Here is a 22,485-nt window from a genome sequence, read left to right on the forward strand (position 1 = left end):
GCAGGAGCGATTCCATGAGCACCACTCCGCGCCACATTCCGTTCGGCATCATGCTGCAGGGCCCCGGCAGCCATATGCATGCCTGGAAGCATCCGTCCAACCCGGCCGATGCCAGCGTCAACCTGCAGTTCTACATCGACATTGCGCGCACCGCCGAGGACAACGGCATCGCCTTCGGCTTCGTTGCCGACGGCCTGTACATCAACGAGAAGTCGATTCCGCACTTCCTCAACCGCTTCGAGCCGATCTCGCTGCTGTCGGCACTGGCCACGGCAACGAAGAAGATCGGCCTGGCCGGCACGCTGTCGACCTCCTACAGCGACCCGTTCACGGTGGCCCGCCAGTTCGCCTCGCTGGATCTGCTCAGTGGCGGTCGTGCTGGCTGGAACGTGGTGACCTCACCGTTGGAAGGTTCGGGTCGCAACTATGGCCGGCCGCACCCGGAGCATGCGCTGCGCTACCAGATCGCCGACGAGTACCTGGAGGTGGTGCAGGGACTGTGGGATTCCTGGGATGACGACGCCTTCGTGCGCGAGCGCGACAGCGGCACGTTCTTTGCGCCGGAGAAGTTCCGCCGGCTCGACCACAAAGGCCGCTTCTTCCAGGTGGAAGGCCCGCTCAACATCCAGCGTTCGCCGCAGGGACAGCCGGTGATCTTCCAGGCCGGTTCGTCTGATGATGGCATCGCGCTGGCCGGCAAGTACGCCGATGCGGTGTTCACCCATTCGCCATCGCTGGAAGAAACCCGCGCGTTCACCCAGAAGGTGAAGAACTCGGCGATCGCGCACGGCCGCAGCGGCAATGACGTGAAGATCTTCCCGGGTATCGGTCCCATCGTCGGCCGCACGGCCGAGGAGGCCGAAGCCAAGTATCAGGCGATCGCCGCACTGGCTACGCTGGAGGATGCACTGGCGTACCTGGGGCGCTTCTTCGATCACCACGATTTCAGCCAGTACGATCCGGATGCACCTTTCCCGGAGCTGGGTGACATCGGCAGTAACTCATTCCGTTCCACCACCGACCGCATCAAGCAGGATGCGCGTGAGAAGGGGCTGAGCCTGCGCCAGGTGGCGCTTGAAGCGGTGAGCCCGCGACCAAACTTCATCGGCACGCCGGAGCACGTGGCCGATGAGCTGATCCGTTGGTTCGACGCCGGTGCCAGCGACGGCTTCATTCTCGGCTTTGCCGCACAGCGCGAAGGCCTGGATGATTTCGTGACCCAGGTGCTGCCGATCCTGCAGGCCCGCGGCTACCACCAGCGTGAGCTGCAGGGGCAGACCCTGCGTGAGCATCTGGGACTGCCGTACAAGGCCAGCCGGTATGCGGCCGATGCCGAACCGGCGCGGAAGGCGGGGTAGGGCGATGAGCGGAGAGAATTCGGTAGCGCCCGGCCATGCCCGGCGAGACCCCGCGTCAATCGGCGTGCTGCCCGAAATCGCGGCACGCGCCGAGGCGGCCATCGCGATCCGCCATGACCTGCACCGGCATCCGGAGCTGGCCTTCGAGGAGCATCGCACCAGCGCCCGTGTGGCCGAGCTGCTGCAACAGTGGGGCTATGAGGTCACCACCGGGCTCGGTGGCACAGGCGTTGTCGGCACGCTGCAACGCGGGCAGGGCGGCCGTCGTCTCGGCCTGCGCGCCGACATCGATGCACTGCCGATCCACGAAGACTCGGGGCTGGCCTACGCCAGCCAGAACGAAGGGCTGATGCATGCCTGTGGCCACGATGGGCATACCGCCATCCTGCTGTCCGCCGCGCATTACCTGGCCCATCACGGCAATATCGACGGCACCCTGCAGCTGGTGTTCCAGCCGGCCGAGGAGACGGGTTCGGGCGCATCGAAGATGATTGCCGACGGCCTGTTCGAGCGCTTCCCGGTGGACGCGATCTATGGCCTGCACAACTGGCCGGGCGTGCCGGTGGGCCACTTCGGCTTTGTCGATGGCCCGGCGATGGCGTCGTTGGACTGGGCACGGCTGAAGGTGATCGGAAAGGGTGGCCACGGTGCCGAGCCGCAGGGCAGCGTGGATCCGATTCTGGTCGCCGCGCACATCATCACTGCGCTGCAGAGCGTGGTGTCACGCAACGTCGATCCACGGCAGATGGGTGTGGTCACCGTCGGCTCGATCCACGGCGGGCAGGCCGCCAATGTGATTCCGGACGTGGTGGAGCTGAAACTGACCGTGCGCGCCTACCTGCCGGAGGTACGCGACACCCTGCGGCGCCGGGTCACCGGGATTGCCGAGCAGACCGCTGCCGCGTTCGGTGCGCGCGCCGAGATCGAGTTCCCGCGCGGTTTCCCCAGCGTGATCAACCACCCGCAGCAGACTGCCTACATCCGCGAGGTGGCGCTGCAGGGCTTCGGCAGTGAACACGTAGTGCCCGAATTCGCGCCGCGCACCGCCAGCGAGGATTTCGCCTTCCTGCTGCAGGCGCGGCCGGGCAGTTTCGTGTTCGTCGGCAACGGCGACAGCGCGCCGCTGCACAGCCCGCGCTACGTGTTCAACGACGCCGCAATCGCACCCGCCGCCAGCCTGTGGGCACGGCTGGCCGAAGACTATCTGGTGAAGGAGGTGGCATGAGCAGCAACGAACGCTTCTTCTACACCTCGGTGAATGATCCGCTGGCACGGCCTCTGTTCGATGGCCTGGAACAGGAGTACGACAGCCGCTACGCCGACGTGCGCCGACGCATCGGCGGCAGCGCCCGCGAGGAACTGCAGCGCTACCCGGCGCAGGCCTTTGCTGCCCCGGTAGGTGCCTTCGTGCTGCTGCTGCGCGATGGCGTGGCGATCTCCGGCGGCGCGTTCATGCCGCACCGCGATCCGGATACCGCCGAGTTCAAGCGGATCTGGACGCTGCCCGGGCTGCGCCGCCAGGGCATCGCGCGGCGCGTGCTGCAGGAGCTGGAAGACCAGGCGGCGCGGCAAGGATACCGGCGGGTGTTCCTGACCACCGGCTTCCGCCAGCCTGAAGCGGTTGGCCTGTACCTCAGCCATGGTTACACCGCGCTGTTCGATCTGGATGCGGATCCCGAAACCATTGCGCACCTGCCGTTCGAAAAGCACCTGCGGGCAGCGGCGCCCGTCATCGTGCCTGCGCAGACCCAGCTGCAAGGAGCCCACGCGTGAGCACGCCTTCGACCGCGCTGAATGGCATTGCAACCCGGCCCGCGCCAGCGCCCGCGTTGAAGATCGTGCCGGCCCGGCATCCGCTGCAGGTGTTCGGCACAGTACTGGCACTGGCGCTGATCCTGATCGGGTTGCAGTCCGTACTGGGTAATCCGCGCTGGGGCTGGGGCACGTTCGCTGAGTGGTTCTTCGCACGCCCGGTGCTCGAGGGCCTGGGCCGCACGCTGCTGCTGACCGCGCTCGGTACCGGTCTCGGTTTCGCGCTGGGCACCTTGCTTGCGCTGGCCCGCGTCTCTGGTTCGCCGCTGCTGTCGGCGGTGTCGTGGGGCTACGTGTGGTTGTTCCGCTCGATCCCGCTGCTGGTGCTGTTGCTGCTGCTGAACAACTTGGGCTATCTGTACAGCACCATCGAGCTGGGCGTGCCGTTCACCGGCATCAGCCTGTTCTCGTACCCGACCACGCAGCTGATCGGTGTGTTCACCGCCGCGGTGCTGGGCCTGACCCTGAACCAGGCCGCGTTCTCGGCCGAGGTGATCCGCGGTGGCATCCTCTCGGTCGACCACGGCCAGTACGAGGCCGCGGCCGCACTCGGCCTGCCGCGCGGTCGCCAGGTGCGCCGCATCATCCTGCCGCAGGCAATGCGTTCGATCCTGCCGGCCGCGTTCAACGATGTGATTGGCCTGGCCAAGAGCACCTCGGTGGTCTACGTGCTGGCGCTGCCGGAGCTGTTCTACACCGTGCAGGTGATCTACCGCCGCAACCTGGAAGTGGTGCCGCTGCTGATGGTGGCCACGGTCTGGTACCTGGTGATCCTGACCGTGTTGTCGCTGCTTCAGCGGCGCGTGGAACAGCGCTTCGCGCGCGGCCAACTGCAGCGCGAGCGCTCGGTGTCGCGGGTGTCATCGCCTCCGCGTGTGCAGAGCGATGCCGCGCAGCGCGTGGCCAACCGCCCGCGCATCGCCACCCAGGTTGAAGCGGGCGAGGGCGCTGCGGTGTCGCTGCATGGTGTGGGCAAGGTGTTCGGCGATCAGCCGGTGCTGGACGACGTGAACCTGGACCTGCGCGCTGGAAGCGTGACGGTGCTGATCGGCCCTTCGGGCGCCGGCAAGTCCACGCTGCTGCGGCTGATCAATCATCTGGAACGCGCCGACAGCGGCTATGTGACCGTGGGCGGCCAGCTGATCGGCTACCGCCGCGATGGCGACACCCTGTACGAACTGCCCGAGCGCGAGATCCGTCGCCGTCGTGCCGAAGTGGGCATGGTGTTCCAGGGCTTCAACCTGTTCCCGCACCTTACCGCGCTGGAGAACATCATCGAGGCGCCGATCGCGGTGCGCGGCGTGCCGCGACCGCAGGCCGAGCAGCAGGCGCGCACGCTGCTGGAACGGGTCGGCCTGGCCGACAAGGCCGATGCGTTCCCGCGCCAGCTGTCCGGTGGCCAGCAGCAGCGCATTGCGATTGCCCGCGCGCTGGCGTTGCAGCCGAAGGTACTGCTGTTCGATGAGCCGACCTCGGCGCTGGACCCGGAGCTGGTGGCTGAAGTGCTGAGCGTGATCGAAGAACTGGCCCGTTCGGGTACCACGCTGGTGATCGTCACCCATGAGCTGAGCTTCGCCCGCCGCGTGGCCGACCACGTGGTGATGATGGACCAGGGCCGGGTGATCGAGCAGGGCACGCCCGAGGCCCTGTTCGAGCGCCCGCGGCAGCAACGCACCGCCGATTTCCTGGCCAAGACCCTGTAACCCTCAAGGAATGCCATGAGCCCTGCAGCACCCCGTCGCCCCTCACGCAGCACCTTGTTGATCGCAGGCGTGCTGGTCATCGGCATCGCCGGCATCGTCTATTCGCGCGTGCGCCAGGCCCCGGATGCCGGCGCCGTGGCCGCGACCAGCCTGGCCGGCGCGAACACCGCCATCCTGAAGGGCACGCTCGACCCGAAGGCGCAGGCCTTGATTCCGGCTGGCTACCGCTTCGTCACGCCGGGGGCGTTCACCGTGGCGACCCATCCGGGGCAGCTGCCGCTGGCCGACTACGGCGCCGACAGCAAGGACGTAGTCGGCATCGAGCCGGACATCGCGCGGCTGATCGCCGATGCGCTGGGCCTGAAGCTGGTGATCGTGCCGGTGGCGTGGGCCGACTGGCCGCTGGGGCTGGAATCGGGCAAGTACGATGCGGTGCTGTCGAACGTGACGGTCACCGAGGAGCGAAAGAAGAAGTTCGATTTCTCCAGCTACCGTTACGACCTGCTGGGCATCTACACGCGCACTGATGGGCCGATCCAGAAGATCGAAAAGCCGGCCGACGTTGCCGGGCTGAAGGTGGTGGTCGGTGCCAGCACCAACCAGGACCAGATCCTGCGGCAGTGGGACCAGCAGAACATCGCTGCCGGCTTGAAGCCGGTGGAGTACCAGTACTTCGATGACGCGGTGGTCGGCCGGTTGGCGGTGATCACCGGGCGGGCCGATGTCTCGTTCGAGCCCAATGCCACCGGCGCGTACTCGGCACGCGACGGCAAGGTGCGGCGCGTGGGCCTGTTCCCCGGCGGATGGCCGAACGCTGCGGCGATCTCGGTGACCACCCGCAAGGGCAGCGGCCTGGCTGATGCGGTGACGCAGGCGCTGAACACGCAGATTGCCAGTGGTACCTATGCGCAGGCGCTGAAGCGATGGAACGTGGCCGAGGAGGCCGTGCCGCAGTCGCAGACCAATCCGCCGGGGTTGCCAACGTTGCAATGACACCGGGCGTGGCCCGGGTGACCCCCCGCTTTGTAGAGCCAAGCCTTGCTCGGCTGCTTTACCAGCGCGCCTCCAGCGTTTTGAACGGTTTCGCCAGCCGCACACCCTCGGCATCGAAGTCGGAAACGCTATGCCCATCCACACGCACCGTCTTCGGCATGGTGCGCGCCGGCCACCAGACTTTCACTGCCGTCCCGCTGCGCAACCCCTTGCCCAGCGTGACCGTCAGCGTGCCGTCGCGCTGCCGCGCCTGCATCTGCAACGTGCCATACGCGGTCGGCAGCCGCTCCACCGCCAACCCATCGCCCGCCACCCACGACGGCGGCGTGCCCGGCAGCAATGACAACGCATCATCGTCTTCGCGCATCAGCATGCTGAACAGCGTGCGGCCGTACTCGGCACCAATCCAGGTATGCGGCATGTCGCCCAGGTAGCGGGGGAAACGCAGCCGCGAGTGCACGACCTCGGCCAGTACCTGCCACTCAAGCGGGCGCCGATCATGCAGCAGTCCCTGCAGCAGCTCATCGGCAACCTGCGGTTGGCCCAGGTGCACATAGCTCAGCACGTTGCGGATCTCATACGGCGTATAGGCGTACAGCGCATCGGGCTGGCTGCGCTTGCGCACATCCTCCAGATAACGCGCGAAGGTGGTCCGCAGTGCCTCGGCGGGCAGCACGCTCTGCGCACCGGTGGGGTCCAGTGCGATCGATACGCCGGTTGGATCGCCATCGCCCAGGTCGGCCGAGGAGGGAATGAAGTCGATGCCCTTCCACGCCATCGTCGCCCGGATAGAGGCGTGCAGCGCGTCGTAGAGCAGCGTGTACTGTTCGCGCGCCCAACGGGCGGTTTCATGGTCGCCCAGCGACTCGGCCAGCCACGCGCCGTCGTGCCAGCCCTTCAGTCCCCAGTAGTCATCCCAGTAGCTGTGGGTGGGCGACGGATAGCCCTCATGGCTGATCGACGGCGCAAGGATGCCCGCGAATCGCTCCGGCGCCGGTTGGTCGGCCTTGTAGCCGGGCAGCAGCGTGCGCTCGCGCAGTTCCTGCAGGAAGCGCAGCGCCGCTTTCACTTTCGGCAGATAGGCACGTACCGACTCGGGCCCGCCATCCAGGCGCGCGACATCGGCCACCAACGCCACGTACTGGCCCTGGCTGTCGTACTCGATGTCCGAACCAAAGCCGGTGTTGACACTGCCATCGTCGTTGAGGATCGGCGAGACCAGGCCGTTGGCATGCACGCCGTGTTCGCTGTACCAGGCCAGGTAGTCTCGCGCGACGCGTGCTTCGCCCATGCGCAGCAGCACCGCCGAGGTGGCCATGCCGTCGCGGATGAAAGAGCGGTTGTAGTTGCGGGGCCCGGGCTGCATGGCAGGGCCGGTCTGGTTGATCAGCATGTAGGCGGCCTGCGCGCGCAGCATGTCGACCAGCGAAGGATCGGGCAGGCGCAGCCCGACCTGGCCCAGCCGTGCCTGCCAGTCCGCGGAGGCCTGCGTGGCCAGGGAATCGAACGCCGTATTGGCATCGCGGGGCAGCGTGGCCAGATCGAGCGCGGGCGCCTCGGGCAGTGCGCCCTTGCTATCGGCGGTGGCAGTACCCAGCGGGAACGCGACCACGATGGCATCGCTGGTTCCCGGCGCCAACGAGACGCGGTAGTTCAACGCAGCCGAGGCAAGACCCTCGTCGTCGCGCGCCTGTTGCGTGGAGGGCAGCTGGCCGGCAGCGAGGGTCGCGGTGATTTCCGTTGCGCCATCCCTGCCAAACGGCGCCGCGCCGGACGCAGTCACCGGCGTGAGCGACTGCAGCAGCGTGCGTCCATTGATGCGCACGGCCTGTCCATCGATCGCCACATCGCGGATGGGTGACAGCCCGCCGTTCTGCCACGGTGGATTCATCTGCATCGGGCGCACGATCAGGCTGAGCGTGCCGTCGATCCTGGTGCCGCCGGTGTTGCGCAGGCGATGACGCAGGAACGTTACCGGCTGGCCGTTGCGCTCGATGGCGAACACTTCACTGCGCAGCTCCAGGCCGGGTTGCGGTGACCAGGTAGCGGAGGGCATCGGCTTCCAGCCGTCCCGCAATGCATGCTGCACGTTCTGCCCGGCCGCACCCGCAGTGCTCCCATCGGCGCTGCGCCAGATCGGCTGCACCAGCGGCGCGCCCTTGAATGCTTCCAGATTGCCGTACTCGTCGAAGATCGATTTCTGTCGCCCGGCATGCACGCCGACGGCGGTCCAGTAAGTCTGCTGCATCTGCAGCGAGGCCGGGAACAACGCGCGCTGCGCACCACTGGCGGCAATCTGGTACTGCTTCATTGGCGTCATCACGGCTTTCGGGCCGAGCAGGCGCAGGCGTGCCACCTTTGGTGCAGATCCATCCACGCTCAGGCGGAATGCACGCACGGCCTGTGCGGAATTGGCGGCCAGCCAGCTCTGGCGGTGGCTGGCCGCCTGCGCATCGTGCGCGAGGTCCTGCCACCGGCCCTGTGCATCCTGAACCTGCAATCGGGCAGGGCCGCGGCTGCCATCAGCCCAGTCGACCACCAGACCAGCCGTCGATTGAGCCTGCGGCAGCGTGATCTCTAACGCATGGGATCCATTTGTCCCGGCCGGAATCGGGACGGTGCCGCCGCCTTGCCAGAGCGCTGCTGCCTGCGTTGCATCGATACCGCTGATGCGTGCGCTGAGCGTGCTGTCCAGCGGCTCCATCTCGAAGATCGACACGCCCCAGTCGGAAGTGCGCTGCGGACTGGCCAGCCGCAGGTAGCGCGCCTGCCGCGGCGCGAAGTAGAGCGTTTCCACATCGCCCAGTGAATCGGCCATCGTGTACGCGGTCTGCCACTGCGTGCCATCCAGTGAGGTCTGCAGCGAATAGCCTTCCGGATTGGAGACATCCCAGGTGAGGCGCGCGCCGACCAGCAGGGTGGGCGCGCCCAGGTCGATCTGGAACCAGTGGCCGGGGCTGAAGGCGCCGCCGGTCACGGTCTTCGGGTCGCCGTCGATCAGGTGGCCGATTGCCATCGCCGGCACCTGCTGCGAGGAACTGCTGGCCTGCCATTGGCTGCGCGGGGGGAGGGTCTGTGCCTGTGCGCTGGAGGCGAGGGCGGCCAACAGCAGGGCCGCGGCAGGGCGCAACGGGAAAAGCGGGGTAGAGACCTTGGAGCGTTCGGCGCGCAACGTCATTACTGGCAGCCTCGCAGGATCGACCGGAATCGGGCGAGCGCTACGCTAGCAAGGGCTGTAACCGGTTACATGACGCACTGCAGCGCCGCAGGCCGATTCTGTTGTAGGCGCAGCCGAGCATGGCACGGCTCTACCGGGCCTTGGAGCACATGACACCCCGTCATGCCGTTACAGCTCCACCGTCTCCCACCATCGCGTACCCGCCTGCGGCGCCTGCATGTCCAGTGCTTCGCCCATCATCGGCGTGGCCACCGGCACATTCTTTGCGGCCGCCAATGCCGTGATGCGCTCGAACGGCTGCTGCCATTCGTGCAGGGCCAGGTCGAAGGTGCCGTTGTGGATCGGCAGCAGCCACTTGCCGCGCAGGTCCAGGTGCGCCTGCAGCGTCTGTTCCGGCTGCATGTGCACGAACGCCCAGCGCGGATCGTAGGCACCGGTCTCGATCATGGTCAGGTCGAACGGACCGTATTTTTCGCCGATGGCCTTGAAGCCATCGAAGTAGCCGGTGTCACCGCTGAAGAAAATGCGGAAATCATCGTCCTGGATCACCCATGACGCCCACAGGCTACGATCACTGTCGCCCAGTCCGCGGCCGGAGAAATGCTGGCCGGGGGTGGCGGTCAGGCGCAGGCCATTGGCCTCGGTCGATTGCCACCAGTCCAGCTGTTCGACCTTGCTGGCGTCCATGCCCCAGGCGATCAACTGGTCGCCGACGCCGAGCGGTGCAATGAAGCGCGCGGTCTTGCCGGCCAGCTGCATCACCGCTGCATGGTCGAGGTGGTCGTAGTGGTTGTGCGAGAGGATCACGCCGGCGATCGGCGGCAGATCGTCGATGCTGATCGGCGGCGCATGGAAGCGCGCCGGGCCCATCCACTGCACCGGCGAGGCGCGCTCGGAGAACACCGGGTCGGTCAGCCAGTACTGGCCGCGCAGCTTCAGCAGGATCGTGGAGTGCCCCAGCCGGAACAGGCTGCGGTCCGGCGCGGCGTCCAGGGTGGCGCGGTCCAGCGGCTGCACCGGAATGGGGTGGGCCGGGACGGTGCCCTTGGGCTTGTTGAACAGGAACGTCCACCAGATCTCCAGGCCGTCGCGCAGGCCCATCGCTGGACGGGGCAGGGCATTGCGGAACTTGCCATCACGGTACTGCGGCGACTCGGGAAAGTCGGGGAGGGACCAGGACTTGCAGAAGGTGTAGGCGGTCACGGCGAGGATTCCAAGCAGGAGGACAAGGAGCAGGCGCTTCATGGGTGACGTCCGCTGAGTACACTGCACAGTGTAGTTTCGGATTTTCCAAAAGTACACTGCCGAGTGTAAAATGGAGGCATCCGTTCAGTTATCCGGTTCCCGCCATGCCCCGTGCCCCGCAACGCCTGACCGACCGCAAACGCGAAGCCATCGTGCGCGCGGCGGTGGAGGAGTTCCGTGCCGCGGGCTACGAGGCGACCAGCATGGACCGCATTGCCGAGGCGGCCGGGGTCTCCAAGCGCACCGTCTACAACCACTTCTCGAGCAAGGAAGCGCTGTTCTCGATGATCCTGGAGGAGCTGTGGGAGCGCAGCGTGGCCAGCGACACATTGCCGTACCGCGCCGACCAGCCGCTGCAGGCGCAGCTGCTGCAGTTGCTGGGGCAGAAGCTGGAATTGCTCAGCGATGCCAACTTCATCGACCTTGCGCGGGTGGCGATGGCCGAGATCATCCACTCACCGGAGCGTGCGCAGGCCATCGTCTGCCGCATGGGTGAAAAGGAAAGCGGCGAGAGTGCATGGATCCGCGCGGCCATCGCTGATGGCCGGTTGCGCGAGGTCGATCCGGAATTTGCTGGCCACCAGCTGCACGGGCTGGTGAAGAGCTTTGCGTTCTGGCCCCAAGTTACGATGGGGCAGGCGCCGTTGAACGCACAGGAGCGTGCACGCGTGGCCGAATCGGCGGTGGCGATGTTCCTGGGTTTCTACGCGGTCTAGCTGGCGGCGAAGCGGAGGAACTCGTCGGCCGGCAGCGCCGCCGAGTACAGATAGCCTTGGCCGACATCCACGCCCAGGGCCCGCAGCTTCTGCTCCTGCGCCAGGGTTTCGGTACCTTCGGCCACCACGATCGCGCCGCAGCGGTGCGCAACCTCGACGATGAAGCGCACGATCGACTGCGACTTGGCGTCGGACAGTGTGGCGATCAGCGCCTGTTCGATCTTGACCTCGGCGATGGCCAGCTGCGAGAGCAGGATCAGGGTTGAATAGCCAGCGCCGAAATCATCCAGCGACAGGGTGACCTCTGCCGCCAGCAGCTGTGCGATGTTGGCATCTACCACGTCGCGCTCGACGATCTCGGTCCATTCGACGATCTCCAGGCGCAACATCACGCCAGGCACATCGTGCAGCTGCAGCAGTTCCTGCAGGCGCAGGCCGAAGTCGGGCAGGCGCAGTGACTCGGCCGAAACGTTCACTGCGATCTTCAGCTGCCAGCCATCGCGTCGGCACTGCTGCAGGAAGTGGATGGCCGACTGCAGCGTGGCCCATTCCAGTTCAGCCAATCGCCCCTGCCGGCGCAGCAGGGAGATCACCCGCATCGGCGCGATCAGCCGGCCCTCGCCGTCGCGCATGCGCAGCAGTGCTTCGGCGCCGACCAGTTGACGATCCTGCAGGCGATGCTTGGGCTGGTAGCACAGCGGTGCGTCGCCCTGCTGCAGCCAACGTTCGAGAGCGACTTCGATCAGGGCGTCGATCTCGCTGTCGCGCTGGATCGGGTCGTCGAAGAACACGACGCCGGATTCGATCGCACTCAGTGCTACGGTGATCGCACGGAACGGAAGATGTCCTTCGTCGGCATCTACGGGGGGCTTCAATTCGACTACTGCACAGCGGAACAGCGGCCGGAAACCGGGCCAATCGCGGCCGACCTGCTCGGCCAGGTTGCTGGCCAGCTCGGTGATCTGGGGCTGCGTGCGCAGTTCGGACAAGGTCAGGTCGCGCACCAGGATCGCCAGCGCGGCATCGCCGAACTGGTAGATCTCCAGTTGCGCGGACGGCAGCGAGGGCAGCAGCCGATGTACTTCTTCGGTGCTGTCGCGCTGCCAGATACCGTTGTCCTGCAGCGGACCATAGCGTAGGCGCAGATCGCGCAGGTTGCCCATCTCGGCCACGATCAGGCAGGCCTTGCCGATGCCGTCGTTGTCGCGCCAGTAGTGCTGCAGGCGTTCGCCGAGCGCACGCATGTTGGGCAGGCCACTGATCGGATCGATGCGCAGCCAGGCCTGTTCGCGCTGGCGTTGTGCATCGATCTGCGCATCGTTGTAGACCAGTGCGAACACCGCGCCGAGCATCAGCAGTGAGAGTGGCAGTGCCAGCAGGCGCTGGATTGCCAACTCCTCCACGGGTAGCTGATGGACGCCGATGATTGCTACCCCCAGTGCCAGGCCCAACGCAGTGACGACGATACGAACGCCCCAGGCCTGCAGGATCAGGCGCAGCGAGAGTTCATTGAGCATGCGCGGGTGCAGGCACCTGCGCAGCCAGACGCCGGCCAGCATCTGCAGCGTGGCCTCGAGGCCGGCAGGCAGGAAATACTGGGTGCCGGCGAACTGGTAGCGGGCCAGCAGGCTGGCGCCCAGGCAGGCCAGGCCACCGCGCCAGCCGCCGAGCAGGCCGCTGACCAGCAGGATGTCGAAACCCAGGTGGAGCTTGACCACGCCCTGGCTGTAGCGGGCCACGAACCAGGAATTGAACAGGTAGATCAGGCCCAGCGCCACGCCCACATACAGGCGGCGGCCTTCAATGGCGTGGCCGGCGCGGCGGGTGGCGATCAGCAGCACGCCGATCATGCCGATCACCGCCGTGGCCTGCAGCAGGTACAGCGGCAGGCTGGGCAGGGCGCTGTCCAGGACCTGGGCCGAGACCCGTGAAAGCGCATCCATAGCAGGTTCCCGCCTGTGACCGACGGCCAGTGACGAGCAGCGTAGTCGCAGCAGCGCGCAGGTTCAATTGCGCTGGCTGCGTTCGGGCAGGAGGTGTTCGGCCATGAAATCGACAAACGCGCGCACACGCGGCTGCTGATGGCGATGGCTTGGCCAGAGGGCCCAGAAGGTGCTTCGCTCAGTGCTCCATGGGTCCAGAACGCTGACGAGCGAACCGCGGTCCAGCGCATCACGCGTGGCGAAGTCGGGCAGGCACGCAATGCCATGGCCATCGATGGCCATGTGCAGGATCGTCTCAAGATGATTGGCGGTCATTGCGGCAGTCAGCCGGGTTTCAGCGCCTCCCTCACGTGCGGGCAGTGGCCAGCGTTCGATCAGGCCGGTGCCGGGAAAGCGATGGAGAAGGCATGCGTGGCCGCTCAGCTCGTCCGGGTGCTGCGGCGTGCCGCGCTGGGCGAAGTACGCAGGGGCGCCCACGCACAGCAGGCGGGTACTGCCGAGGTTGCGGCCGTGCAGCCGGGAGTCGGCGGGGCTGCCTGTGCGGACGACGGCATCGAAGCCTTCCTCGATGACATCGACCAGGCGGTCGCTGAAGTGCAGGTCGAGTTCGATGGCGGGGAAGCGCTGCGCAAACGCCGAAAGCACCGGCAGCATCAGACCGCTGGCGAGTGGAAGACTGACCTTCAGGCGACCGCTGGGCGCGGCCTGGGCATCGGTCAGTTCGCGTTCTGCCGCAGCGACCTCGATCATGATGCGGCGGCAGCGTTCAAGGAACTGCTCGCCTTCGGCAGTCAGGCTGACGCTGCGGGTATTGCGATTCAGCAGGCGGGCGCCCAGGCGCTCTTCCAGCCGGGCGATGGTCTTGCTTGCGGCCGAAGGGGTGATGCCACGCTGTCGTGCTGCGGCCGCGAAGCTGCGTGCCTCGGCGACCAGAACGAAGAGGCTGAGACCGGCAAAGCTGTCCATGACGTGACCATTGATGACGTTTGTGTCATTAAAGCATGGAGCGAATGACGGATTCTTACGCAATAGCGTCGTCGATAGCATCAATGCGGTGGCGCTTGGCCACGCTCGAGTTTCATCGACATGTCTGTTGCCTCTGCTGAGACGGCCGGATCATCACGCTTTGGCGTGGTGCTGGCAGGCTGTCTGACGGCGCTCAACATTCCCTTGAGCATTGCCAGCCCTGCCGTGGGCATTCCTGCCATCCGGGACGCGCTGGGCGGTTCCCCTGCGGCGTTGTCCTGGATCATCAACGCCTATCTGTTGACCTACGGCTGCACCACGCTGGTGGCCGGTGGACTGGCCGATCTGCATGGCAGGCGCCGGATCTGGATTCTGGGCGGCGCGTTGTTTGCACTCGTCACCGGCCTGATTCCCTTGATGCCCGATGTGGCGTGGATCAATGTCCTGAGACTGCTTCAGGGGATGGCGGCGTCGGCAGCGTTTGCCGGCGCGATGGCGTCGCTGGCGCAAGTGTTCGACGGCCAGGCGCGGGCAAGGGTGTTCAGCCTGATCGGCACCACTTTTGGTGCAGGGGCCGCAGGCGGTCCGCTGCTGGCGGGCGGGTTGATCGATGCGCTGGGCTGGGAATGGGTGTTCTTCCTGCCTGCGTTGCTGGCGGCCCTGACCGTACCGCTGGTCGCCCTGTCATCCGCCGAATCGAGAAACGCCGGTTCGCCACGCCTGGATTGGCTGGGGGCCATCACCTTCATGCTGGCGCTGGGCTCACTCACCTACGCCATGATCGTGCTGCCGGAACGTGGCCTGCTGCATCCGCAGACGCTGGTACTGCTGGCGCTCTCGGTGGTGCTGCTGGGCGTGTTCATTGCCGTTGAGCGCTCCCATCGAACACCGCTGCTGGATCTCGGGCTGTTCCGCAACCGGCGTTTTGTTGGCGTGCAGATTCTGGCCGCTGCCCCTGCGTTCTCCTACGTCGTCCTTCTGGTCGTGCTGCCGGCTGGCTTCATCGGTGTTGAAGGACTGCGACCCACCGAGGCTGGACTGGCGATGGCAGCGCTGTCTGCACCCTTGCTGGCTGTTCCCCTGGTTGCCGGCTACCTGCTGCGCTGGATTCCGGCGCGGACGCTGTGCTGTGCGGGCCTGCTGATCGGTGCGCTTGGGCTGGCATGGCTGGCGCAGGTGTTCCAGTTCCCGTCGGTGCGCTGGATGCCGATGCTGGTCATCGGAATCGGCATCGGCCTTCCCTGGGGGATGATGGATGGCCTGGCGGTCAGCGTGGTCGGCAAGGAACAGGCCGGCATGGCCGCTGGCATCTTCAATGCGATGCGACTGGCAGGCGATTCCATTGCCCTCGCGCTTGTCGGCATCATGCTCTCGGCCTGGATTGGCGGGAACATGATGCTGGAGGCCGGCGTCGTGGCCCGTGCCGCCGTGCACAGGCTGTCCATGGGCGACCTTGGCGGAGCGGTGGAGGCATTGCCCGGCCTTTCGAGAACGGCGCTTGCCCAGGCATACGTGGAGGCCGTCCGTGGCCAGCTGTTTGTCCTGGCGATGGCGACCGTGCTGACCGCCATCGTGCTTGGGTACCTGTTGCGCGAAGAGGTCGAGCCCGGCCTGAGCAGGGGCAGTCAGTAGCGCGGGTCGGCGATGGCCGGCAGCACCAGTTCGCGCACGAAGCCGGACGGTGACAACTGCAGCAGCGCGCGCACCATCGCAACGACGTCGTGCACCGGCACCAGCTCGCCGTCGCCGCGCCCTGCGGCCTCTGCCACCGGAACCGACAGCGCATCGTCGGTGTTGAGGTAGCCCAGCTGCAGGCTGGTCACCGCCAGGCGGCGATCGCGGAAACCCTCACGCAGTGCATCGGCGATGCCGTTGAGTGCGAACTTGGATGCACCGAACGCCACTTCCGGGCGGCCGCTGCGCGGCAGTGCCGAGGTCGAGCCGGTCAGCACCAGCTGCGGGCGTGGCGCGCCCAGCACCCGCGGCAGCAGGCGCTGCAGCAGCACCAGGGTCGCGGTGATGTTGACGTCGACCAGCTGGGTGAGCGCGGCATCGCTCTCGTCGAGGAAGGCGTACTCGTCGCTGAAGGCGGTCTCTTCCCAGATGCCCAGGTTGTGGATCAGCACATCCAGATCGGCCGGTGCCTGCGCTGCGATGTGATTGGCAGCCAGGGTGGGTTGGGAGAGATCGGCCTTGATCCACTGCAGGGTGACACCCTCGGGGCATTCAAGGTCGCGCGGACGGCTGCGCGAAACGCCGATGACGGTGTCGCCCGCACTGCACAGGCCTTCCACGAACGCCCGACCCAGGCCCCTGCTGGCGCCGATGACCATCAATTTCATGTTGCTTCCTTGTTGTACTGCGGCAGCCTCAATCGGCTGCCAGAACGGTGTCCCAGTCGGCGAACGCACGCAGGCCGCTGCGCTCGGCGGTAATGATGGAGGCGGTGTTGTCGAGCTGACAACGGTACTGAGGCTGCAGCCCGGCCGCCTGCGCGGACACGGCCATGGCGTGTACCAGCTGGCGCGCGTGCCCGCGACCGCGGGCCTCGGGCAGGGTCAGCACGCCCATGTCGGCCAGGGCTGGATCCAGGCTCCACGGGTACATGCTTCCCGCGGCAACCAGCCGCTCGCCATCGAAGGCGCCGAACACCTGCCAGTGATCCAGTTCAACCCAGGCGGCATCGAGATCCTCTTCGCTGGCGCTGGCCTGGAACACCTCGAACGCGGCGGCGTCGGCCGGGTCGAGACGGCGGATAAGTGGTGGTGCAGGGCGCGCGGCCAGGGCCGCAAGTTCTGCGGCAGGGAAGTAGAAGACACGATCCGCACCATGCGTGCGCTGGCCGAGCTGCTGCAGGCGCTGTTGCAGCTGTGCCAGCGTCCAGTGCGGTTGCGCGTGCAGGTGCAGGCGAGTCGCCAGGGCAGGGCGCAACAGTGCGCGAGCGGGGCCCACGACCGGCTGCAGCAGCATGCCGTCCTCGCCCTCATCGAAATCATCGCTGCACGCCAACTGCAGCTGTGGATCATCCCGCAGCGTGCGCTGCCCGGAGAACACGCCGCGCCAGGTCGCATCGATCAACGGGGCAAACACATCATCCATGACCGGTGTCTCGCTCAGTGCCGGGGCAGGTCCACCTGCAGGCCGGCGGCCTTCCATTCGGGGTAACCGGCGGCGAGCCGCTGCGCGGTCAGTCCGGCCTCGCGCAGCATCGCCACCGCATCGTTGGACAGCACGCAGTAGGGACCGCGGCAGTACGCGACAATGTGGACGGCACGCGGCAGTTCGTCCATCCGTGCACGCAGTTCCGTAACGGGAATGTTCAGCGCGCCGGGCAGGTGGCCAAGATCGAATTCCTCGCGCGGCCGCACATCCAGCAGCACCACGCTGCTGCGTTGTTCCAGCAGCTGCTCCACGGTCAGTCCTTCCAGCGCGTCGCGGCGCTGCAGGCTGTCGTGGATCACGCCGTGCATTTCGCTGCGTTGGTGGTCGGCATAGTCGCGCAGTGCGGCCAGCAGGTTGCCCAGCGGGCCATCACCGCTGCGGTAGAGGATGCGCTTGCCGTCACGGCGGGTCTGTACCAGGCCGGCACGGCGCAGCTGCTGCAGGTGCTGGGAGGTATTGGCCACCGACAGGCCGGTCAGTTCAGCCAGGCGTTCCACGGCGCGCTCGCCCTGGGCGATGTGCTCCAGCAGGGCCAGGCGATGGGCATGGCCGAGCGTGCGGGCGATCTCGGCCAAGGCCTCCAGCGGTGAGGGTGGTGGCTCTGTTGCAGCGTTCATGCGGGACACGCTAGCATCGCTCTATCATTCAAGCAAATAATTGAAGGTGTGCGATATGTCTGGCCAGGCGACATTCGTGATGGATGCGGTGGTAGTCGGCGTGGGAGCGACCGCAGTAATGGACCTGTGGGCGGTGGTGCAGCGGCGGCTGTTCGGCATTCCCTCGTTGGATTTTGCGATGGTCGGGCGTTGGCTGGGGCACCTACCACGCGGGCGCTTCCGTCGCGATGGCATCGGCCGCTCGGCAGCGGTCGGTGGCGAGCGCGCGCTGGGCTGGACCGCGCATTACGTGATCGGTGTGGTGTTCGCCACGTTGTTGCTGGTCGTGGTCGGGAGCGATTGGGTGCAGGCACCTACCCTGTGGCCGGCGCTGGCCTTCGGCATCCTCAGCGTTGCCGCGCCGTTCCTCATCCTGCAGCCGGGCATGGGTGCCGGCATTGCCGCTTCGAAGACCCCGGCGCCGGGCAAGGCGCGCCTGCGCAGCCTGGTGGCGCACAGCGTGTTCGGCGTGGGCATGTACCTTCCCGCGCTGCTGTTGGCCGCGGTCCGTGCAGGATGAGCGAGAATCGGTGGGGTCACCGGCAACAGGAACACCCCGGCATGGAAGCACCCAATCCTTTCACTGATGGCATGCCGCTACCGTGGGCATGGCAGGAAGCGTTGGCCGATGCGCGCGTCGAGCGGCAGTCGATCGGCGTGTCGCGCGCGGATGTAGCCCGTGTGCAGCGACCAGGCCAGCCCGATGCCTTCGTGAAGTCGGAAGTGATCGACGCCTTCAGTGAGCTCGGTGATGAGATCGCGCGCCTGCGCTGGCTGCAGGAACAGGGACAACCGGCACCAACGGTAATTGCCACCGCCGAAGAAGCGGGCCGGCGCTGGTTGCTGATGAGCGCGCTGCCCGGCCGCGACCTGGCTTCGTCGCCGGAACTCGCGCCGCAGCAGCTGGTGGAACTGCTGGCCGACGCGCTGCGCGGGCTGCATGCGTTGCCGCTGGCAGCCTGTCCGTTTGACCAGCGACTGCACTTGCGACTGCAAGCCGCGCAGGCACGGGTCGAGGCGGGGTTGGTGGATGCCGATGACTTCGATGACGAACGCCTGGGCCAGAGTCCGCAGCAGGTCTTCGCTGAACTGTGCAGCACCCGGCCCGATCATGAAGACCTGGTGGTCAGCCATGGCGATGCCTGCCTGCCGAACCTGATGGTGGTCGAGGGGCGTTTCAGCGGTTTCATCGACTGTGGGCGACTGGGTGTTGCCGACCGCTACCAGGACCTGGCGCTGGCCGCGCGCAGCCTGGTCCACAACTTCGGCGATACGCGTTGGGTGGCGCCGTTGTTCCAGCGCTACGGCGCGTGGCCGACGAGCGCCGGCTCGCGTTCTACCGGCTGCTCGACGAGTTCTTCTGAGCCCGCGCGTGGCTGGCGATGGCCGCGCAGATCAGGCCACCCACCACGCTCAGGTGCTCCAGCGCGAAGAACAGGGCCAGCTGCTGTTCCGCGCCGTGCTTGGTCCAGAAGGTATGCACGACGACGATGGTCAGCAGCATGAACACTGCCAGCACGCCGCTGCCCAGCCAGAGCAGGCGATCAAGCAGCAGGCACAGTGAGCCACCCAGCAGCACCACCGCGCTGGCGAGGTTGAACAGCACAGGCGGCTGCAGCCCGGCCGCCTGCATTTCGGCCACGCTGTTGTCCCACGCCAGCAGCTTGGCCAGGCCCGAGGACAGGAACACCACGGCCAGCAGCAGCCGGGCGAGGAACCACAGCACGCGGCTGTCGAGCAGGGTGGCGATCATCCGTGGCATGCAGGAACTCCGGGTTGAGCGTGGGGCGGGCCGGGCAGCATCGGGCCTCAACCGCGGTTGAGGTCAAGGCTGGCTGAACGAAGCCCAATGGTGGTCGGGTTGTTGCCTTCTAATTGGACGAACGTTCGTTCACTATTTGCGCCATGAAGCGAGCCGACCGCAACGAGCAACGCATCGCGCAGATCCTGCAGGCCGCCCTGCAGTGCTTCCTCGCGAAGGGATTCCACCAGACCAGCATGCGTGACATCGCGCAGGCGGCCGGTGTCAGCCTGGGCAATCTCTACAACCACTTCCCGGGCAAGGAGGCGATCATCCTTGCCGTGGCGGTGGCTGAGAGCGAAGAGCTGGCACCGTTGCTGCAGCGACTGGCCGCGTCCGAAGGCGAGCGCGCACAGGTGCTGGCTTTCCTTCGGGACTTCCACGCACTGTGCCGGCAGCCGGAATGGGCGACGCTCGCCGTCGAAGTGCTGGCCGAGAGCGCACGCAATCCGGCCGTAGCCGAGGCATTTGCGGCCAATCGCAGGCAGTTGCAGGCGGTCCTGGCCGAAGCGCTGCAGCAGGTGGCACAGCGCGAACGCCGGCGTCCCGTGTTGGCCCCCGCATTGCAGGCGCAGGTGCTGCTGGATGCCATTGAAAGCGATGCACTGCGTCGGGGGCTGGGCGAGGCCGGTGGCGGCGATGAGGCATCGCTGGATCTTGGCCTGCTCGCGCTGCTGCTCGGGGCGCGCGCATGAGTGCCGTTGACCGGCGATTGCACGGCCTTGATCTGGCGCGCTACCTGGCCTTGGCCGGCATGGTGCTGGTCAACTTCCGCCTGGCGATGGCCGTGCCGGCAGAGGGCGCCGGATGGTTGGCAGGCTTCTTCCACTTTCTGGAAGGCAAGGCTTCGGCGACGTTCGTTACGCTGGCTGGCTTGGGCCTGGTGTTGGCCACGCAGCGGCAAGGGGGGTGGCCGGCCAGCGTGCAGACCTGGAGGCGCGCGCTGTTCCTGATGGTGCTGGGCCTGCTCAACCTGACCCTGTTCCCGGCCGACATCCTGCACTACTACGCGGTGTATTTCGCGCTGGCCGTGGTGTGGCTGCGTGCCTCGCCGCGCGTGCTGCTGGCCAGCATCGTGGGCCTGGCGGCCTGTTCGTTCTGGGCGCTGCTGCACTGGAACTACAGCGAAGGCTGGAACTGGCAGACGCTGGAATATGCCGGCCTGTGGCAGTGGCCGGGCGCAGCCCGCAACCTGCTGTTCAATGGCTTCCACCCGTTGATGCCGTGGCTGTGCTTCTTCCTGCTGGGGATGCTGCTGGCACGGCTTCAGTTGTCGCAGCCGCGGGTACAGCATGCATTGCTGGTGCTGGGGCTGCTGCTGATCGGGGCTGGACATGGCGTGCAGCAGCTTGCGCAGGGAACGCCCTGGCAGGTGTGGCTGGGAACGCAGCCGATGCCGCCGGGACCGGCTTATGTGCTTACGGGTGCGGGTGCGGCCTGCAGTGTCATCGCCGCCTGCCTGTGGCTGGCGCGTGTGCGACCGGGTGACTGGTTGGAGCCGTTCACCGCGGCCGGACGCATGACCCTGACCCTGTATGTGGGCCACATCCTGCTGGGCATGGGCACGCTGGAAAGCCTGGGCCTGCTCGATGGCAGCGCGTCGCTCGCATCGGTGCTGCTGTGGGCGCTGCTGTTCCTGATGCTGGCGACGGGCGCGGCCTGGCTATGGTCGTGGCAGTTCGCACGCGGCCCGCTGGAGACGGTGATGCGGCGCATCGCAGGCTAGTTCCCTGGTCGTGCTGAAGCGATGTTGTGACGGACATGTCTGTGCCGCGGCGAACGCATCTGCGATAGTGGTGGCAGGTAACACTTTCTGCTTGCATCCATGTCATTCGCTTCGGCGCAGCATCTCGGCGAAGTCCTGCAACAATCCTATGGCATCACCCCCACCGCCGTGGTGCCACGCCCGGTGGGCGCCGACGCCAATGCCAGCGTGTATCGCGTCGATGCGCGGCACGGGCAGTGGTGGTTGAAATGCCGTACCTACCAGGTCGCCCCAGCGGTGTGGGACAGCCTGCATTGGATGCGCGGCACGCTGGGTATCGATGAGATCGTCGCGCCGTGGCCGGCGTTGACCGGTGGTGCGTCTGTGCAGCGCTGGGGATTGCAGTTCACCCTGTTCCCGTATGTGGAAGGCCAGTCCGGGTTCGAGGCGGCGTTGAGCCGCACGCAGTGGAAACGGCTGGGGGAGGTGCTGCGGCGGCTGCATGGCGCGCAGTTGCCAGCGGAACTGCAGCAGGCACTGCCGATCGTACGGCTGGAAACCGCGGCGCTGGAGACCGTCGGGCAATGGTTGGCCGGCGAGGGCCTGGCGGCTGCGAAGGACGGGCTGGGCCGCGCATTCGTTTCGGTATGGGACCAGCAGCATGCGCGCATCGCGGCGCTGCATGCGCAGGCACGGGAGCTGCTCGCGGCGTTGCAGGACGCGCCGGTAGACCTGCATCTGTGCCACACCGATCTGCATGCCGGCAACCTGCTGATGGGCAATGACGGGGGCCTGCACCTGATCGATTGGGATGGTCTGTCGCTGGCCCCGCGCGAGCGTGACCTGATGTTCATCGGTGCCGCTGTTGGCGGGCGCTGGGGTCGCGAGAATCCACTGGGGTTCGAGGAGGGCTACGGCAGCGACCGCGGTGACCCACGCTGGATCGCCTGGTACCGGCACTGGCGCATTCTGCAGGACCTGATCGAGTTCCAGCAGGTGCTGCTGGGCAGTGACGGAGAGGACCGATCGCCGCAGCTGCGCCGGCAGTCGCTGCACTACCTGGGGGAGCAGTTCGCACCGGGCAATGTGTTCGATGCGGCGGAGCGGGTATATCGCGCGCTGGATCAGGTTCCAGGTCGTTGCCAGGATCGCCCTAGGTAGAGTCGGCTGTTAGTCGACTGCGCTTCGATTGGAACAGGCAAAGCCCGCGCTGCGCGCGGGAGTCGACTAACAGTCGACTCTACCCA

The 22,485-nt window shown here is 66.7% G+C and carries 19 protein-coding genes and 1 pseudogene; 12 read left to right on the forward strand and 8 right to left on the reverse strand.

Translation table 11 applies throughout. The features are described 5' to 3' along the window. Window positions 1-14: 14 nt before the first annotated feature. From CKW06_RS10860 to CKW06_RS10880, 5 genes are read left to right on the forward strand one after another with little or no spacing between them, the layout of a single operon-like run. The gene (locus CKW06_RS10860) at window positions 15-1,358 is read left to right on the forward strand and encodes an LLM class flavin-dependent oxidoreductase (RefSeq protein ID WP_005409343.1); all 1,344 of its coding nucleotides are present in this window, start codon (window positions 15-17) and stop codon (window positions 1,356-1,358) included. A gap of 4 nt (window positions 1,359-1,362) precedes the next feature. Continuing rightward, window positions 1,363-2,583, forward strand: a complete 1,221-nt coding sequence (locus CKW06_RS10865) for a M20 aminoacylase family protein (RefSeq protein WP_024956915.1) — start codon at window positions 1,363-1,365, stop codon at window positions 2,581-2,583. Then, window positions 2,580-3,131 carry a GNAT family N-acetyltransferase gene (locus CKW06_RS10870; RefSeq protein ID WP_024956914.1) on the forward strand — a complete coding sequence of 184 codons (552 nt, stop codon included), beginning with the start codon at window positions 2,580-2,582 and terminating at the stop codon, window positions 3,129-3,131. The genes CKW06_RS10865 and CKW06_RS10870 overlap by 4 nt, the downstream gene beginning before the upstream one ends. Continuing rightward, on the forward strand, window positions 3,128-4,873 hold the full coding sequence (locus CKW06_RS24085; RefSeq protein WP_024956913.1) for an amino acid ABC transporter permease/ATP-binding protein: 1,746 nt from the start codon (window positions 3,128-3,130) through the stop codon (window positions 4,871-4,873). Before CKW06_RS10870 ends, CKW06_RS24085 begins: the two co-directional genes overlap by 4 nt. Window positions 4,874-4,888: 15 nt before the next feature. Beyond that, window positions 4,889-5,866 (forward strand): ABC transporter substrate-binding protein, encoded by a 978-nt coding sequence (locus CKW06_RS10880; RefSeq protein ID WP_024956912.1) that lies wholly within the window; start codon window positions 4,889-4,891, stop codon window positions 5,864-5,866. Window positions 5,867-5,924: 58 nt separating this feature from the next. Here CKW06_RS10880 and CKW06_RS10885 read toward each other — a convergent pair whose 3' ends face one another. Together CKW06_RS10885 and CKW06_RS10890 are read right to left on the reverse strand one after the other, a co-directional pair. Further along, window positions 5,925-9,044 carry a discoidin domain-containing protein gene (locus tag CKW06_RS10885; RefSeq protein ID WP_024956911.1) on the reverse strand — a complete coding sequence of 1,040 codons (3,120 nt, stop codon included), beginning with the start codon at window positions 9,042-9,044 and terminating at the stop codon, window positions 5,925-5,927. Window positions 9,045-9,212: 168 nt separating this feature from the next. Continuing rightward, window positions 9,213-10,289 carry an MBL fold metallo-hydrolase gene (locus CKW06_RS10890; protein ID WP_024956910.1) on the reverse strand — a complete coding sequence of 359 codons (1,077 nt, stop codon included), beginning with the start codon at window positions 10,287-10,289 and terminating at the stop codon, window positions 9,213-9,215. A gap of 104 nt (window positions 10,290-10,393) precedes the next feature. Between CKW06_RS10890 and CKW06_RS10895 the strand changes: the two genes are divergently transcribed. Next, window positions 10,394-11,005 (forward strand): TetR/AcrR family transcriptional regulator, encoded by a 612-nt coding sequence (locus CKW06_RS10895; RefSeq protein WP_024956909.1) that lies wholly within the window; start codon window positions 10,394-10,396, stop codon window positions 11,003-11,005. On the opposite strand, the gene CKW06_RS10900 is transcribed toward CKW06_RS10895, so the two are convergent. Together CKW06_RS10900 and CKW06_RS10905 are read right to left on the reverse strand one after the other, a co-directional pair. After that, window positions 11,002-12,948, reverse strand: a complete 1,947-nt coding sequence (locus CKW06_RS10900) for an EAL domain-containing protein (RefSeq protein ID WP_024956908.1) — start codon at window positions 12,946-12,948, stop codon at window positions 11,002-11,004. The two genes, CKW06_RS10895 and CKW06_RS10900, sit on opposite strands and share 4 nt — an antisense overlap. 63 nt (window positions 12,949-13,011) lie before the next feature. After that, window positions 13,012-13,995 carry a LysR substrate-binding domain-containing protein gene (locus tag CKW06_RS10905; protein WP_414489718.1) on the reverse strand — a complete coding sequence of 328 codons (984 nt, stop codon included), beginning with the start codon at window positions 13,993-13,995 and terminating at the stop codon, window positions 13,012-13,014. Between the two features lie 39 nt (window positions 13,996-14,034). On the opposite strand from CKW06_RS10905, the gene CKW06_RS10910 reads away from it, so the two are divergent. Next, window positions 14,035-15,546 (forward strand): MFS transporter, encoded by a 1,512-nt coding sequence (locus CKW06_RS10910; protein WP_024956906.1) that lies wholly within the window; start codon window positions 14,035-14,037, stop codon window positions 15,544-15,546. Here the strand turns inward: CKW06_RS10910 and CKW06_RS10915 are convergent. From CKW06_RS10915 to CKW06_RS10925, 3 genes are read right to left on the reverse strand one after another with little or no spacing between them, the layout of a single operon-like run. Next, complete coding sequence (locus tag CKW06_RS10915; protein WP_024956905.1) at window positions 15,540-16,256, reverse strand: SDR family NAD(P)-dependent oxidoreductase; 717 nt, start codon at window positions 16,254-16,256, stop codon at window positions 15,540-15,542. The genes CKW06_RS10910 and CKW06_RS10915 overlap by 7 nt on opposite strands. A 28-nt stretch (window positions 16,257-16,284) precedes the next feature. Beyond that, the gene (locus CKW06_RS10920) at window positions 16,285-17,013 is read right to left on the reverse strand and encodes a GNAT family N-acetyltransferase (protein ID WP_024956904.1); all 729 of its coding nucleotides are present in this window, start codon (window positions 17,011-17,013) and stop codon (window positions 16,285-16,287) included. A gap of 14 nt (window positions 17,014-17,027) precedes the next feature. After that, a complete protein-coding gene (locus CKW06_RS10925; RefSeq protein WP_005409356.1) occupies window positions 17,028-17,693 on the reverse strand; it encodes an ArsR/SmtB family transcription factor in 666 nt (221 codons plus the stop codon). 55 nt (window positions 17,694-17,748) lie between these two features. Between CKW06_RS10925 and CKW06_RS10930 the strand changes: the two genes are divergently transcribed. Further along, the gene (locus CKW06_RS10930) at window positions 17,749-18,252 is read left to right on the forward strand and encodes a DUF2938 domain-containing protein (protein ID WP_024956903.1); all 504 of its coding nucleotides are present in this window, start codon (window positions 17,749-17,751) and stop codon (window positions 18,250-18,252) included. 41 nt (window positions 18,253-18,293) lie between these two features. Beyond that, window positions 18,294-19,096: pseudogene (locus CKW06_RS10935) on the forward strand (APH(3')-II family aminoglycoside O-phosphotransferase). Here CKW06_RS10935 and CKW06_RS10940 read toward each other — a convergent pair. Next, window positions 19,069-19,494, reverse strand: coding sequence for a DoxX family protein (locus tag CKW06_RS10940; protein ID WP_012480000.1), 426 nt, complete (start codon window positions 19,492-19,494; stop codon window positions 19,069-19,071). The pseudogene CKW06_RS10935 and the gene CKW06_RS10940 sit on opposite strands and share 28 nt — an antisense overlap. A 143-nt stretch (window positions 19,495-19,637) precedes the next feature. On the opposite strand from CKW06_RS10940, the gene CKW06_RS10945 reads away from it, so the two are divergent. The 3 genes from CKW06_RS10945 to CKW06_RS10955 all read left to right on the forward strand — a co-directional run bounded on the left by CKW06_RS10945 (window position 19,638) and on the right by CKW06_RS10955 (window position 22,399). Then, window positions 19,638-20,228, forward strand: a complete 591-nt coding sequence (locus CKW06_RS10945) for a TetR/AcrR family transcriptional regulator (protein WP_024956902.1) — start codon at window positions 19,638-19,640, stop codon at window positions 20,226-20,228. Further along, window positions 20,225-21,259: a DUF418 domain-containing protein gene (locus tag CKW06_RS10950; protein ID WP_024956901.1), complete on the forward strand. Its 1,035-nt coding sequence runs from the start codon at window positions 20,225-20,227 to the stop codon at window positions 21,257-21,259. The genes CKW06_RS10945 and CKW06_RS10950 overlap by 4 nt, the downstream gene beginning before the upstream one ends. A gap of 99 nt (window positions 21,260-21,358) precedes the next feature. After that, window positions 21,359-22,399 carry an aminoglycoside phosphotransferase family protein gene (locus CKW06_RS10955; protein ID WP_012480001.1) on the forward strand — a complete coding sequence of 347 codons (1,041 nt, stop codon included), beginning with the start codon at window positions 21,359-21,361 and terminating at the stop codon, window positions 22,397-22,399. Window positions 22,400-22,485 lie beyond the last annotated feature (86 nt).

The organism is Stenotrophomonas maltophilia, from assembly GCF_900186865.1.
GTDB lineage: Bacteria > Pseudomonadota > Gammaproteobacteria > Xanthomonadales > Xanthomonadaceae > Stenotrophomonas > Stenotrophomonas maltophilia.